The organism is Methyloversatilis sp. NSM2, assembly GCF_038066675.1.
Lineage (GTDB): Bacteria > Pseudomonadota > Gammaproteobacteria > Burkholderiales > Rhodocyclaceae > Methyloversatilis > Methyloversatilis discipulorum_A.
Genome location: NZ_JBBUKV010000017.1, coordinates 317,076 through 330,363 on the forward strand (window position 1 = coordinate 317,076; position 13,288 = coordinate 330,363).

Here is a 13,288-nt window from a genome sequence, read left to right on the forward strand (position 1 = left end):
CGAAGGCAACCGGTTGACGGGGCATCAGTGTAGAGCCTGTCGTGGTCCGCCTCCCTGTCGTGCTGCCGGCTGTTCCGGTCGGCGCGGCGGCACAGTCAAGGCGCGCCCGCCTGATCCTGCTCAAGACGGCCGACCGGCCGGCGGCTAGATTCAAAGGGGACTCGCCCCGGGCATTTCAGGAGACATCATGGAAAAGCGCTACATCGCCTTCATCATCAAGAACAGGGAACCGCTGTTGCTGCAGCGGAACGACACGGTCAGTCATGCCTGCCGGCTGATGCATGAGAAGGGGACCGGGGCGGTGCTGGTGGTCGACGACAAGCAGAAGCTGGTCGGCATCTTCACCGGCCGCGACGCAGTGCGGATACTTGCCGAAGGGCATCACGCGCCGGCCATGACGCTGGCCGAGGCAATGACGCCGGATCCGCACACGATTGCGCCGGACCAGACCTCGATCGACGCGCTGCGCGAAATGAACGATCGCGGCTTCCGCCATCTGCCGGTGGTCGACAACGGGGTGATCGTCGGCATCGTGTCGCGTGGCGATTTCAAGGGCGCCGAACTGGAACGGCTGGGCGACGAAACCAGCCTGTGGGAAAGGATCTGCTGATTCAGGATCTGCTGAGTCAGCGACGATCAGCGTGCGCGCTGCGGTACTGCTGCCGCCAGTCGCGCGACGAGGCCAGCCACCACATGCGGTCGAAGGCCAGCGACAGCGTCGGCAGCAGATCGGCGAAGTAGTGCTCGGCCGCGCTCGGGCCGTCGGCCGCGTCGGGCAGGCCGTCGGCGTGGTCGATGTCGAGCGCCGCCAGGCGTTCGGCCAGCGCCGGGTGGGTGTCGAAGGTGGCGGTGTCGGCGCGTGCGCCGAGCAGATGCTCCAGATCGGCCAGCGCCTCGTCGCGCACGAAGCCCACCTGCATGCCGAGGCCCATTTCGCGGAAGGGGCGGATGCGCGGCCGGCGCCTGCTGCGCGCCTGTTCCATCACCTTGGTCCAGTAGTTCTCGGTCAGGAAACGGTCCTTCATCGCCAGATCGATCAGTGCGCCGGCCAGCGCCGGTGCACCGACCGCGCGGGCAGCGAGTGCGTCGGCCTCGAATTCGTCCAGTCGCGACAACTGTACAGACTGTTCGAGGTCGGTCCGCGCGGTGCGCGCGAACGCACGACGGGCGGCACACGCAAGCGGGCCGTCGTCCTCGTCGATGCGGTCGAAACAGCGCAGCCACCAGGTGCGCAGATGGGCGGCCCAGGCGCCGCGGCGGCCGCGCTGCGCCGACAGGTGAGCCAGTTCGTGCGCCAGCACCGCCGACAGTTGCTGTGGCGTCAGGCAGTGGGCCAGTGGTATGCCCAGCAGCAGCGTCGTGCGCATCGGGCCGAACAGACCGAAAGCCGGGCGGCACACGACGGCGGCGTTCACCTCCGGCGTGGCCAGCACGCGGTCGATGCGGCGCGCGCCGAGCCGTGTGCAAAGACGGTCGATGCGCCGACGGAAGCCGGGCGCCAGCGCGTCCGGCAGCACGATGCCCGCGCAGTCCGGCGTCGGTACCCAGAGCCAGCGCGAAAGTCGCACGCTGACCCAGACTACGGTCAGCAGCACGGCCAGCGCCACGGCAGTCGTCACTGTCGAGGCGCCTTCCAGCGCATGCAGCAGCATCAGCCCGGACAGCAGGCAGCCGGCCAGCGCTGCGGTCAGCAGCCCGATGCATAGGGTGGCGCGCAGCGTGAGCAGGCGGCGAAGCTGGCGTTGTCGGCTGTGCGCATTCACGATGGCGGCTCCGGGCAGGGCAAACGCGAGGGGACTGGGCCGACTTATACGTAGCGCGCCAGCGCCGCGGCAATCAGCCGAATGCCTGAGCCCGATCAGGCAATTTCCCCGTTCAAAACAACGATGTGGCGTCTGCTCGCGCCGATTTGTATCAGCGTGATGCGTTGGGCATGCCGGGGCGCACGGTCGGCATAGACTGGAACGGTCATTTTCATCGCCCCCGTTTCACCATGGCGCTTCCCCTGTTCAAGCCCGATTCCCCGCTCGCCGAGTTCGAACTGCTTGAACTGCTGGACCGCAGCAACCGGCAGGCGCGCGAACGCCTGCGGCGCTTCGGCACGGTGTGGCCCTTCGGCAGCTACGTCTGTCCGGCCGGTTTTGTCCATCCGCTGGAGTCCGACCCCGCAAACTACGCGCTGCCGCACTACATGCAGTACGAAATACTGCACGACAGGCTGGTGGCGATGGCGTGGAAGGACAAGCTGATCGCCTACACGCTGGTGGCGCAGATCGGCCTGCCGCCCGAGTACGATGCGGCGCGCACGTCGTCGGTCCGGGTCCATTTCGAATCGCCGGAAATGTCCGTCTATATGTACACGCCCTTCCTGCAGGCGCCCTGTCGGGCGCATCCGCCGACCGTCGCCGACTTCCAGCGCACCCGCTTTCTCGAATCCTTCGTGACGCCGGCCGGCGCCAACGTGTTCGAGGCACGGCAACGCTGAAACCGCCCGCGGCGCCTACAATCGCCGCATGCCCAGATTCCAGCTGCTCATTTCGGCGATCGAGTTCGCCGCCACGCTCGCCTTTGCCGTGTCTGGCCTGATCGAAGCAGCGCGCCGCCGCATGGACGTGGTCGGTGTGTTCGCCGTGGCCTTCATCACCGCTTTTGGCGGCGGCACGGTGCGCGACGTGCTGCTCGACCGCCGGCCCTTCTTCTGGGTCGAGCACCAGGGCTATGTGTGGCTCATCTTCGTGCTCACGCTGGTGGCAGCGCCCTGGCTGCACAAGCACCGCGACATCGTCACCGAACGCGCGATGCTGATTCCCGATGCTCTGGGTCTTGGTCTGTTTTCGGTCACCGGCGTCAGCCTAGCGCACCAGATGGGCATGCCGCTCTTCGTGTCAGTCATGATGGGCGTCGTCACCGGCGTGCTCGGCGGCGTCATGCGCGACGTCATCTGCAACGAGGTGCCGAACGTGTTCCACGACCACCGGCCCTATGCCCTGTGCGCCTTCGTCGGTGCCTGGCTCTACCTCGGCATGGACGCGCTGGCGGTGACACCGCTGCTGTCGCTGGCCGTCTCGGTCGCGCTGATCGCCGGCCTGCGGCTGCTTGCGGTGATGACAGGCTGGTCGGTACCGCGCTGGCCGCGCGACGAAAGCTGAGCGCGCCGCACACCGTGTAGCGTCAATCTGTAGACACATTCGAGGTGTCAGCATAAAGTGACACTATCGGCTGTGCCATCGATCTTCCATGGCGCCCGACTTCCGCGCGAGGTGCGCCATGTCGCAAGCCTTCCCGTTTTCGGCCATCGTCGGCCAGGACGAAATGAAGCAGGCCATCCTGCTGTCGGCGGTCGATCCGTCCATCGGCGGCGTGCTGGTGTTCGGCGACCGCGGCACCGGCAAGTCGACGGCCGTGCGCGCACTGGCGGCGCTGCTGCCGAAGATGCGCGCGGTCGAGGGCTGCGCCTACCAGTGTGACCCGGACGAAGTGGCCTCGGTCTGCCCGGTCTGTTCCGCCGCTGCCGCATCGCGACGCGCGCGGCTGGTGCCGGTGCCGGTGGTCGATCTGCCGCTTGGCGCCACCGAGGACCGCGTGGTCGGCGCTCTCGATCTCGAACGCGCGCTGACCCGCGGTGAAAAGGCCTTCGAACCCGGACTGCTGGCGCGCGCCCACCGTGGCTTTCTCTATGTCGACGAGGTCAATCTGCTGGAGGACCACCTGGTCGATCTGCTGATCGACGTGGCCGCTTCCGGCGAGAACGTGGTCGAGCGCGAAGGGCTCAGCGTGCGTCACCCCGCGCGCTTCGTGCTCGTCGGCAGCGGCAACCCGGAGGAGGGCGAACTGCGGCCGCAGCTGCTGGACCGCTTCGGCCTGTCGGTCGAGGTGAGTACGCCGACCGATCTGCCGACCCGCGTCGATGTCGTGAAACGTCGTGACGCCTTCGAGCGCGACCGCGCCGGCTTCTGTGCGCAGTGGTCCGGACGCGACGCCAAGCTGCGTCGTCGCATCGTCGGTGCGCGCGAGCGCCTGCCCGCCGTGCGGGTGCCGGATGCAGCGCTCGAACAGGCGGCCAGGCTGTGCATGCAGCTCGGCACCGACGGCCTGCGCGGCGAACTGACGCTGGTGCGCGCGGCGCGCGCACTGGCGGCCTATGACGGCGACGAAGAGGTCGGCGACGCGCATCTGCGACGGATCGCGCCGTCGGCGCTGCGCCACCGGCTGCGCCGCGATCCACTGGACGAATCCGGCTCCGGCGTGCGCGTGGCGCGCGCGGTCGATGAGCTGCTGCCGGCATGAGCGGGGTACCGATGCAGACTGACGACACGATGGCGCGCTGGCTGCGCGCACTGCTGCCGGCCGCGCTGTGTGCGCTCGATCCGGCCGGATGTGGCGGTGTGCGGCTGCGCGCCCAGGCCGGTCCGGCGCGCGACGCCTGGCTGGCGCAACTGCGCGCGCTGCTGCCGCCCGGCACGCCGCTGCGCCGCATTCCGCTCGACGCACCCGATGCCCGCCTGCTCGGCGGGCTCGACCTCGCGGCCACGCTGCGCGCCGGCCGACCGGTGGCCGAGCGCGGCCTGCTGGTCGAGGCGCACGGCGGCGTCGTGCTGCTGGCGATGGCCGAGCGCATCAGTTCGGCGGCCGCAGCGCGGCTGACCGCGGTGATGGACGAGGGCGTCGTGGTGATGCTGCGCGATGGGCTGGAAACGCGCGAGGCGGCTGAGTTCGGAGTGATCGCGCTGGACGAGGCACAGGGCGACGACGAGAACCTGCCGGCCGCGCTGTGCGATCGGCTGGCCTGCATCGTCGAGCTCGAAGGCCTGCGTGCCGGCGACTGCCCGCAACTGCCCTTCGATGCCGGACACATCGCCGCCGCGCGTGCGCGCCTGCCGACGGTCAGCGTATCGCCGGTGGTGATCCAGTCGCTCGGTGCAGCGGCACAGGCCTTCGGCGTCGATTCGCTGCGCGCCTTCATGCTCGCGGTACGCGCTGCCCGCGCCGCGGCCGCGCTGGACGGGCGCGACCAGGTGGGCGAGCCGGACGTGACGCTGGCCGCCCAGCTCGTGCTGGCGCCGCGCGCGACGCAGTGTCCGGCAAGTGCCGTCGAGGCGTCGGCCGATGTGCCACCCGATTCCCCCGCGCCCGACAACACGCCCGCCGAGGCCGCGCCGCCGCCGGGCGATGCGGGCGGCGAGCAGAAGGACGACAGGCCCGCCGATCTGCAACAGCCACTTGAAGACCGCGTGCTCGATGCGGTACGCGCCGCGCTGAGCCCTGACCTGCTGGCGCACATCCGGCTGGCTGGCGGTCGTCTGCCGCGGGCGCGCAGCGCCGGGCGCTCCGGCGCGCTGCGCGGCAACGGCCAGCGCGGCCGGCCGGTCGGCGTACGCAAGGGGCGGCCGGGCGGCGGACTGCGGCTCAGCGTCATCGACACGCTGCGTGCGGCGGCGCCGTGGCAGCTGCTGCGCCGACGCCAGGGCATGCCGGCGACGCGGGTGGCGGTGCGGCCCGAGGATTTCCGCGTCGTCCGTTACCGGCAGCGTACGCAGACCACCACCATCTTCGTCGTCGACGCCTCCGGCTCGTCGGCGCTGCACCGGCTGGGCGAAGCCAAGGGCGCGGTCGAACTTCTGCTGGCCGACTGCTACGTGCGGCGCGACCGCGTGGCGGTGATCGCCTTCCGCGGCACGCGCGCCGAACTGCTGTTGCCGCCGACCCGTTCGCTGGTGCGTGCCAAACGCAGCCTGGCCGGCCTGCCCGGTGGCGGCGGCACGCCGCTGGCCGCCGGCATCGAAGCGGGCTGGAGCCTGGCGGACGCGCTGCGCCGGCAGGGCGACACGCCGACGCTGGTGCTGCTCACCGACGGCCGGGGCAATGTCGCGCGCGACGGTCAGGGCGGTCGTGCCCGCGCCGAGCAGGACGCGCAGGCGGCGGCGCGGCGGGTGCGCGCGTCGGCACTGCGCACGCTGTTCATCGACACCTCGCCGCGGCCGCATCCGTCCGCGCAGTCGCTGGCGGCCGGCATGGGCGCCCTGTATGCACCGCTGTCGGCGGCCGATGCACAGGGCATCTCGCAGCTGGTGAAGCAGGCGGGCGCGCAGTCCGCCGGCCAGAACGGATGAACACGACCGGTATGCGGCCATGACCTCGATGAATGATCTGCCGCCAGCGGTGACCGGCGTGCGCCGCAGCGCACCGCATGCGGTGGTGATAGGCAGCGGCTTCGGCGGACTGGCCGCGGCGGTCCGGCTCGGGGCGCGCGGCTACCGCGTCACCGTGCTGGAACGACTGGACGCGCCGGGCGGACGCGCCTACGTACACCGGCAGGACGGCTTCACCTTCGACGCCGGCCCGACCATCGTCACCGCGCCCTTCCTGTTCGAGGAACTGTGGCAGCTTTGCGGCCGACGGATGGCCGACGACGTCGATCTGCGACCGCTGTCGCCGTTCTACCGCATCCGTTTCGACGACGGCGAAAGCTTCGACTGCTCTGGTGATCCCGAGGCGATGCGGCGCGAGGTCGCGCGGCTGGCGCCGGACGACGTGGCCGGCTACGAGCGCTTCATGCGGGCCAGCGAGGCCACCTTCCGCGTCGGTTTCGAACAGCTGGGCCACGTGCCCTTCGACAGCTGGATAGACATGGCGCGCGTGCTGCCGGCGATGGTGAAGCTGCAGAGTTACCGCAGCCTTTACAGCCTGGTGTCCAGCCATGTGCGCGACGAGCGGCTGCGCTTCGTGCTGAGCTTTCATCCGCTGTTCGTCGGTGGCAATCCGTTCACTGTCACGTCGATCTACGGCCTGATCGCCCACCTGGAGCGGCAGTGGGGCGTGCACTTCGCGATGGGCGGCACCGGCTCTCTGGTCAGCGGCCTGGTGAAGCTGATCGAGGGGCAGGGCAACCGCGTGCGCTGCGACGCCGAGGTGGTCGAGATCACCGCGCACAACGGCCGCGCCACCGGGGTGCGGTTGCGCAACGGCGAACTGCTGGCGGCCGACGTCGTGGTGTCGAACGCCGACGCCGCCTACACCTACAAGCACCTGCTGCCATCCACCCGGCGCAAGCGCTGGACCGACCGCCGCCTCGACGACGCGCGCTATTCGATGAGTCTGTTCGTCTGGTACTTCGGCACGCGCGGCTGCTACGACGCGGTGCCGCACCACACGATACTGCTCGGTCCGCGCTACCGGGCGCTGCTGCACGACATCTTCGAACGCCAGGTGTTGGCCGACGATTTCAGCCTCTACTTGCACCGGCCGACCGCGACCGACCCGTCGCTGGCGCCGCCTGGGTGCGACGCCTTCTACGTGCTGTCGCCGGTGCCTCATCTCGACAGCGGCACCGACTGGACAGTCGAGGCGGAGCGCTACCGGCAGGCGATCGAGGACCGCCTGTCGGAGACGCTGCTGCCGGGGTTGGCCGGGCGCATCGTCACCTCGCGCGTCACTACGCCTATCGATTTCCGCGACCGCCTGCTGTCGCTGAAGGGCGCGGCCTTCGGGCTGGAGCCGGTGCTGACGCAGAGCGCCTGGTTCCGTCCGCACAACCGCAGCGAAGAACTGGAGCGGCTCTATCTGGTCGGCGCCGGCACGCACCCGGGCGCCGGTCTGCCCGGCGTGCTGTCGTCGGCGCGCGTACTCGACCGGCTGGTGCCGGACCCGTCTCATGTCTGACCACGACGCAGCCCAGGACATGGCGGCCTGCCGCCGTCTGCTGCGCGACGGCTCGCGCTCCTTCTTCGCCGCCTCGCTGCTGCTGCCGCGCGCGGTGCGCGAACCGGCCTGCGCGCTGTACGCCTTCTGCCGCATCGCCGACGATCTGGTCGACGACAGCGCCGCCGACGAGGCGACCGTCGAGGCGCTGCGCCGGCGGGTCGACGCCGCCTGCGCCGGCCGGCCGCGTAACGATCCGGTCGATCGCATGCTGTCGCGGGTGGTGGTGCAGTTCGCGATACCGCCGGCACTGCTGCACGCGCTGATCGAGGGCTTCGCCTGGGACGCCCGCGGCCGGCAGTACGAAACGCTGTCCGAGCTGTACGATTACTGCGCCCGCGTCGCGGCCACCGTCGGCGCCATGATGGCGATGCTGATGGGCGTGCGCGACCGCGAACAGGCGGCGCGCGCCTGCGACCTCGGGCTGGCGATGCAGCTCACCAACATCGCCCGCGACATCGGCGAGGACGCGCGGCGCGGCCGGCTCTACCTGCCGCGCGGCTGGCTGCGCGTGGCCGGCATCGACCCGGACGACTGGCTGGCGCGGCCGGTGTTCGACGCGCGGCTGGTGCCGGTGCTCGATCGCCTGCTTGGCTGTGCCGACCTGCTGTACGAGCGCGCCGCTGCCGGCATCGAACAGCTGCCGCCGGCCTGCCGGCCGGGCATCCGGGCGGCACGTGCCATCTATCGCGACATCGGCCGCGGCGTGGTGGCCAACGGACACGATTCAGTGTCGCAGCGCTCAGTCGTGTCGTCCTGGCGCAAGACGGTGCTGCTGGCCGGCTCGCTGACCGCCGCCGCGCGGCAGGCGGAGGCGCGCTACGCCGAGCTGGAGGAGGTGTCGATGCTGGTCGACGCGGTCACCGCGGCGCCGCTGCCGCTGGCCGTGCAGGGACGGCTCGACCGCCTGCCGTCGCGCACGCCGCGACAGCGGCTGGAATGGCTGATCGACCTGTTCGAGCGGCTGGAGCGGCAGGACAGGGCGCGCGCGCAGGGCGGCTGAGGCCGGTGGCCTACTGCACCGCTTCGGCGATCAGTGCGGCCAGTCGCTGCGGCGCTTCCTCGTGCGCCAGATGGCCCAGCCCGTCGAGCTCGATCAGGCGAGCGTCCGCCACCATGCGCTGCACGCGGCGCGAACAGTCGGGCGGCACCGTGCGGTCGCCGCGCGCCGCGATCAGTGTCAGCGCGGCGTCGAGCCGCGGCAGGTCGCGCGCCAGCGGCGCGATGTCCCAGTTCGCCATCATGCCGAGTACCCCGGCGACGTGCGCGCGGCAGCGCACCAGCCGCGCGTACAGCGCGATGCCGCGTGCGTCGATGTGCGACCCGGTGCTGGCGATCAGCCGCTCGACCGCACCGTTGCGCGACGCGCTGCGCGCGAACAGGGCGGCGGCGAACGGTGTCAGTGACAGCAGGCGGGCGGCCGGCGGGAACAGCAGGCCGGCCAGGCCGGGCAGCGGCAGCAGCGCGCCATTGAGGCTGACCAGGTGGCGGCCTGGCAGCAGGCCGTCGAGTCGCATGCGCAGCGCGATCGCCGCACCTGCCGAGTGCCCGGCCACCGCCGCCGGTGCGATCTGCAGTGCGTGCAGCAGCGCGCCGATGGCGCGCGCCATGCCGGGCAGCGACAGCGTGTGGACCGGCGGGGTCGAACTGAAGGCATGGCCCGGCAGGTCGGGCGCGATGACGGTGTGTTCGCACGCCAGCAGCGGCAGCAGCTCGCGCCAGGAGTGGGTCGACGCGCCACTGCCATGCAGCAGCAGCAGCGGCGGGCCGCTGCCCGCGATCTGCACGTGCCAGTGCACGCCGCCGGCGTCGACGAAGCGGCTTGCATCGCGATTGGGCCAGTCGGCGCCGTCGCGCGGCCAGTCGAGGCTTTCGGTTGCGGCCATGGCGTTGTGAAGTTTCGGGGGCAGGTTCAGTGCAGTCGATTCAACCATACAGGAGGGCGTGCAATGAGTCCGACCACGCTGGTCATTGTCGAGGCGGTACTGATATTCGGCGGCGTGCTGGTGTTCGCCGTGTACCAGCTGGTGTCGGTGCGCCGCCTGCAGAAGCGCGAGGGCGACCGCAAGGACGAAGCGCCGGAGCGCGGAGCCGGGCGTTGACGACGGCCTCTCAGGCGGCCCATGCGCTGCGCCGCGGCATGCGGAAGGGCAGCAGCATCTGCACCCAGCCGCTGCGGAAGCGTTCGAGGTCCAGGCTTTCGTGCACGCCATGCACCGGCTCGCCAAGCAGACAGGTGTCGAGCAGCGAGCGCGCATAGAAGGGCGTGTCTTCAAGCGTGCGCGCCTGCGGTGTCGTGCCGCCCTCGCTGCGCGTCGCACGGGCGATGCCCCAGCGCGTGCCGGGCAGTTCATGCGCCGCCGGTGCGGCGAAGCTGCGGCAGCCGCCGTCGGCGTCGAAATGCAGCGCCAGCGTATGCGGCGTGCCGTCGCGTCGCTGCACGTCGTACAGCACCGCGGTGTCGCCGCCGCGCAGGTTGCTGCGCGACCAGTGCCAGCGGGTGAAATCCTCCTCCAGCGCGCGAGTGCCGGCATTGCTGTCGGCATAGGCGTCGCCATGCCAGTGCAGCGCCGGTTCGCTCAGTCTCACTTCGACTCGCGCGCAGGGTGCGATCGGCAGCCACAGATGGCGCCCCTCGGCATCGAGCGCGAAGGCGTCCTGCGCCAGTGTGGGCGCGTGCAGGCGCACGCTGCCGCGCACGCGCATCGGCAGCGGCGCGCCGATCTCGTCGAGGTCGATGGTGAGGGCCGCGCCGTCCCAGTGCAGCCGGCTCGGGCCGATGCGCAGGCTGTGCGTGTCGCGCTGCAGCGCCGATGCGCCGCGCTCGGTCATGGTCCAGCGGCGCCTGTCGCCATACAGTGCGACATTCACCGCGCAGTGCGCGTGCGGATCGGCGGCACCCGGGCGACGGCGGCGGGCCAGTGCGTAATACGGCGAGAACACGCTGCCGATGAAGGCGATCACCGTCAGTCCGCAGCGGCCGTCATCGCTGGTGGCGTCGACATACCACCAGCGGTAGCCACCCGGCGCGACGGCGGCGTCGAAGTTGCGTGCATTCATGAGCGGGCCTCCGTCCGGTCGCGCAGGATGCAGTCGGCGGCCAGCCGGCCAGACAGCGCGGCCATCGGCAGACCGGGGCCAGGGTGCGCGCTGCCGCCGGCCAGATAGAGTCCGGGCACGCGGCTGCGTGCGCCGGGACGACGGAAAGCGGCGCGCCAGCCGTGCGAGGCCTCGCCGTAAAGCGCGCCGCCGGTCGCGGGAAACATCCGGTTGAAGTCTTCCGGCGTGGTGGTGACGCAGGCGCTGGCGCGGCGGTCGATGTGCAGGCCGCACTGTTCCATCTGGCGGAAGGCGAGGTGAGCGCAGCGCTCGATCTCGCCGGGGCGTGCCAGCCTGCGGTCGCCATCGGCCGGCGCATTGACCAGACAGAGCAGGCGCTCCGCCGGCAGTGACGACGGCGGCGGTGCATCGCCGCGATCCTGTGCGCAGACATACACGGTGGGGGCGCGCGGCAGCCGGCGATGGCGCTGCAGGTCGTCGAATTCCGCGCGGTAGTCGGCGGAAAAGAACACGTTGTGGCGCAGCAGCGGAAAGCCCCGTGTGGCCGCGACCAGATTCCAGGTCACCGCCGACAGCGAGCGCGCGGCCGGCTCGACTGCGGCCGTCGCGCGGCGCACGTCGTCACCGAAGTGGCCGGCAGGCAGCGCGGCGACGTCGGCGTTGGCAACCACGGTTCGCGCCGCCAGCCACTCGCCCGAGGCCAGTCGTACACCGGAGACGTGATCGCCCTGCAGCGTGATCTCGCTGACGTGCTCGCCGTAGCGGAACTGCACGCCGTGACGCACGCACAGTGCCGCCAGCGCCTCGGCCAGCCGGTACATGCCGCCCTCGATCAGCCATACGCCGCGCTGTTCGACGTGGGCCACCAGCATCAAGGTGGCCGGTGCATCGAAGGGCGACGAGCCGCAATAGGTGGCGTAGCGGCCGAACAGCTGGCGCAGCCGCGGGTCGCGGAAGTGGCTGCCGAGCGCCTGCCACATCGTCGCAAAGGGGCGGATGCGCAGGATGTCGACGCCGGCGCGGCGCGCCAGTTCGAGCGGCCCTGGCCGCTGGGCGCGCATGAAGCTGCTGTCGAGCGTGCGGTAGATGGTCTGCGCCTCGCGCGTGAAACGGACGAAGCGCCGCGCCTCGGCGGCGCCGGCGAAGTCGCCGATGGCCTCGGCACTGCGGTCGACGTCGGCATGCAGATCCAGGTGCTCGCCGGCAGACCAGGCGTGCCGCGCCAGCACCTCGACCTTGCGCGTGCCGACGTGGGTGGCGAAGTTGCTGCCGGCGGCATCGAAGATGTCCTCGAATACCTCGCGCAGCGTAAACACCGTCGGGCCGGCGTCGAGCCGCAGACCGGCCACGTGCACCTCGCGCAGCTTGCCGCCGGGCGTGCCTGCGCGCTCGGTCAGCGTCACCGCCAGGCCGCGGCGGGCCAGTTCGAGCGCGGCCACCAGGCCCGCCACGCCGGCACCGATCACCACCACGTCCTGTCCGCTCATGCCGGCTCCTGTAAACCTTCATTGACGTTACGACCTGTCATGTCTACATTACATTACACCAGCGCCTGACAATCAAGGTTGACAGTTGGCGCGATAACTCGTCGGACACAGCTGCGCGCCGACACATGCGGGGGAACAGGCCATGGATGGAATGAAGCGCATCGAGCAGGCCCTGGGGATGGCGGTCGAACAATCGCTGGTGGCCGCGCTGTCGCATGCCGACGGTCCCGGCTGCCCGCCGCTGCTGGCGGCGGCCATCCGTCACGCGGTGTTCCCGGGCGGCGCGCGCATCCGGCCGCGGCTGTGTCTGGCCGCGGCCTGCGCCTGCGGCGAGGACGACACGTCGATCGCCGACCACGCGGCGGCGGCGATCGAACTGCTGCACTGCGCCTCGCTGGTGCATGACGATCTGCCCTGCTTCGACGACGCGCCGCTGCGCCGGGGCAAGCCTTCGGTGCACAGCGCCTTCGGCGAGCGCATCGCCGTGCTGACCGGCGATGCGCTGATCGTGCTGGCCTTCCAGACGATGGCACGCGGCGGCGCCCAGGCGCCGTACCGTCTGCTGCCGCTGCTGTCCATCATCGGTCGCGGTGTCGGCGTGCCGTCGGGCATCGTCGCCGGTCAGGCGCTCGAATGCGAAACCGACGTGAACCTGCGCCAGTACCAGCAGGCCAAGACCGGCGCGCTGTTTGCCGCGGCGACCATGGCCGGCGCGGCGGCGGCGGGGGCCGATCCCGGCCCGTGGCGCGCGCTCGGCGACTGCATGGGCGAAGCCTTCCAGGTGGCCGACGACATCCTCGACGTGGCCTCGACGCAGGAGCGCATCGGCAAGCCGATCGGTCGCGACGCCGCGCTGGGCCGGCCGAGCGCCGCCCGCGAACTGGGCATACCGGGCGCGGTGAAACGGCTGCAGCAACTGGTGAGCGATGCGATGGACGCAGTGCCTGCGTGCTCCGGTGCCGACGGATTGCGCGCGGTGATCGCGATGGAAGCGCGACGCTTCCTGCCGGCAGAGATCGTCGACTGCGCCGCCTGAAGCGCGC

Annotated in this window: 13 protein-coding genes; 9 read left to right on the plus strand and 4 right to left on the minus strand. The window is 71.0% G+C overall.

All coding sequences use genetic code 11. The features are described from left to right. The first annotated feature begins 187 nt into the window (after positions 1-187). A complete protein-coding gene (locus WJU27_RS20335) occupies positions 188-610 on the plus strand; it encodes a CBS domain-containing protein (RefSeq protein ID WP_296807200.1) in 423 nt (140 codons plus the stop codon). 16 nt (positions 611-626) lie between these two features. Here the strand turns inward: WJU27_RS20335 and WJU27_RS20340 are convergent, their stop codons facing one another. Then, positions 627-1,763 (minus strand): M48 family metallopeptidase, encoded by a 1,137-nt coding sequence (locus WJU27_RS20340; RefSeq protein ID WP_341423253.1) that lies wholly within the window; start codon positions 1,761-1,763, stop codon positions 627-629. A 230-nt stretch (positions 1,764-1,993) separates the two neighbouring features. Here WJU27_RS20340 and WJU27_RS20345 point away from each other — a divergent pair, with 230 nt between their 5' ends. From WJU27_RS20345 to WJU27_RS20370, 6 genes are all read left to right on the plus strand, one after another. Then, positions 1,994-2,485 (plus strand): hypothetical protein, encoded by a 492-nt coding sequence (locus WJU27_RS20345; RefSeq protein ID WP_020165704.1) that lies wholly within the window; start codon positions 1,994-1,996, stop codon positions 2,483-2,485. A 28-nt stretch (positions 2,486-2,513) separates the two neighbouring features. After that, entirely contained in the window at positions 2,514-3,149 is a 636-nt protein-coding gene (locus WJU27_RS20350) for a trimeric intracellular cation channel family protein (RefSeq protein WP_341423254.1), read from the plus strand. Positions 3,150-3,267: 118 nt separating this feature from the next. Continuing rightward, the gene (gene bchI, locus WJU27_RS20355) at positions 3,268-4,287 is read left to right on the plus strand and encodes a magnesium chelatase ATPase subunit I (protein WP_020165702.1); all 1,020 of its coding nucleotides are present in this window, start codon (positions 3,268-3,270) and stop codon (positions 4,285-4,287) included. Next, complete coding sequence (locus WJU27_RS20360) at positions 4,284-6,110, plus strand: magnesium chelatase subunit D (RefSeq protein WP_157257248.1); 1,827 nt, start codon at positions 4,284-4,286, stop codon at positions 6,108-6,110. Before bchI ends, WJU27_RS20360 begins: the two co-directional genes overlap by 4 nt. A gap of 19 nt (positions 6,111-6,129) precedes the next feature. Next, entirely contained in the window at positions 6,130-7,659 is a 1,530-nt protein-coding gene (locus tag WJU27_RS20365; RefSeq protein WP_341423255.1) for a phytoene desaturase, read from the plus strand. Next, a complete protein-coding gene (locus WJU27_RS20370; protein WP_020165699.1) occupies positions 7,652-8,701 on the plus strand; it encodes a phytoene/squalene synthase family protein in 1,050 nt (349 codons plus the stop codon). The genes WJU27_RS20365 and WJU27_RS20370 overlap by 8 nt, the downstream gene beginning before the upstream one ends. A gap of 10 nt (positions 8,702-8,711) precedes the next feature. Here the strand turns inward: WJU27_RS20370 and bchO are convergent, their stop codons facing one another. After that, positions 8,712-9,584, minus strand: coding sequence for an alpha/beta fold hydrolase BchO (gene bchO, locus WJU27_RS20375; RefSeq protein WP_020165698.1), 873 nt, complete (start codon positions 9,582-9,584; stop codon positions 8,712-8,714). Positions 9,585-9,647: 63 nt separating this feature from the next. On the opposite strand from bchO, the gene WJU27_RS20380 reads away from it, so the two are divergent. Then, the gene (locus WJU27_RS20380; RefSeq protein ID WP_020165697.1) at positions 9,648-9,800 is read left to right on the plus strand and encodes a hypothetical protein; all 153 of its coding nucleotides are present in this window, start codon (positions 9,648-9,650) and stop codon (positions 9,798-9,800) included. A 10-nt stretch (positions 9,801-9,810) separates the two neighbouring features. Here the strand turns inward: WJU27_RS20380 and WJU27_RS20385 are convergent, their stop codons facing one another. Together WJU27_RS20385 and crtD are read right to left on the minus strand one after the other, a co-directional pair. Further along, a complete protein-coding gene (locus tag WJU27_RS20385) occupies positions 9,811-10,758 on the minus strand; it encodes a carotenoid 1,2-hydratase (RefSeq protein WP_020165696.1) in 948 nt (315 codons plus the stop codon). Continuing rightward, positions 10,755-12,245 carry a 1-hydroxycarotenoid 3,4-desaturase CrtD gene (gene crtD / locus WJU27_RS20390; protein WP_341423256.1) on the minus strand — a complete coding sequence of 497 codons (1,491 nt, stop codon included), beginning with the start codon at positions 12,243-12,245 and terminating at the stop codon, positions 10,755-10,757. Before crtD ends, WJU27_RS20385 begins: the two co-directional genes overlap by 4 nt. Positions 12,246-12,387: 142 nt before the next feature. Between crtD and WJU27_RS20395 the strand changes: the two genes are divergently transcribed. Then, positions 12,388-13,281, plus strand: coding sequence for a polyprenyl synthetase family protein (locus WJU27_RS20395; RefSeq protein WP_029143825.1), 894 nt, complete (start codon positions 12,388-12,390; stop codon positions 13,279-13,281). Positions 13,282-13,288: the final 7 nt, after the last annotated feature.